We start from the raw sequence: 867 nt of genomic DNA on the forward strand, positions 1-867 counted from the left end.
CTGAATTGCTGGTCAAGGACCAAACAAGTTATGATGACCAAGCTAGTCAGTTGGATTACAGTCCTGGCTGGCACCATGAAACCAATTCGGCAGACAAATACCAAAAGACGGAGTCTTGGGCTTCCTTTGGTCGCTTAACTGATGAGCAAAAGAAAAAGACAACTGTCACAGCCTACTTCTACGGTACCGGACTTGATATCAAAGGCTATATCGATCCAAATCATGGTATCTACAAAGTCTTCCTAGACGGCAAAGAAGTTCCTTACCAAGATGGAATGGGAAATGCTTCAACTATTGACGGTAAGAAATACTTTAGCGGTCGTGCAGCCCAACGCCAAGGCAATCAAACTCTGGTTAGCTTAAAAGGTCTGGACGAAAACTTGCACGCAGTCACCCTTCAACTAGATCCTGATCGAAACGATTTGTCTCAAAATATCGGTATTCAGGTAGACCAATTTATCACTCGTGGCGAAGGTAGCGAACTCTACAGCAAGGCAGATATCATCCAGTCTATCTCAAAATGGAAAGATGATCTGTCCAACTTTGATTCAGCAGGCTTGAAAAATACGGCTACTGCACGCCAAGCTTTCCAAGCAAATCTAGAAAAATTAAGAAACCAACTCAGTGCTGATGCAGTGGATGTTCAAGAAGTCATGTTGACAGTCAGCGCCCTACAAGATATCCTATCCAAGGATGAGAACTATCAAAGAGGTCAAGAGGAGCCTAGTCCAGAGCAACCGGAACAGCCAGAAGAACCTGAGAAACCTGACCAGCCTGAGCAACCAGCTGAACCAAAACAACCGGAAATTGAGTACGATAAGGCTATGGACAGCTTGGCAAAAGCTATCGAGAAAAAAGTCGCTGAGC

1 pseudogene is annotated in these 867 nt (G+C 44.6%); it reads left to right on the forward strand.

Annotated features, from left to right (window positions below):
• Positions 1-867, forward strand: a pseudogene (locus GMD4S_RS13580) (alpha-L-fucosidase); the annotation flags it as partial.

It is taken from the genome of Streptococcus sp. GMD4S (assembly GCF_000296955.1).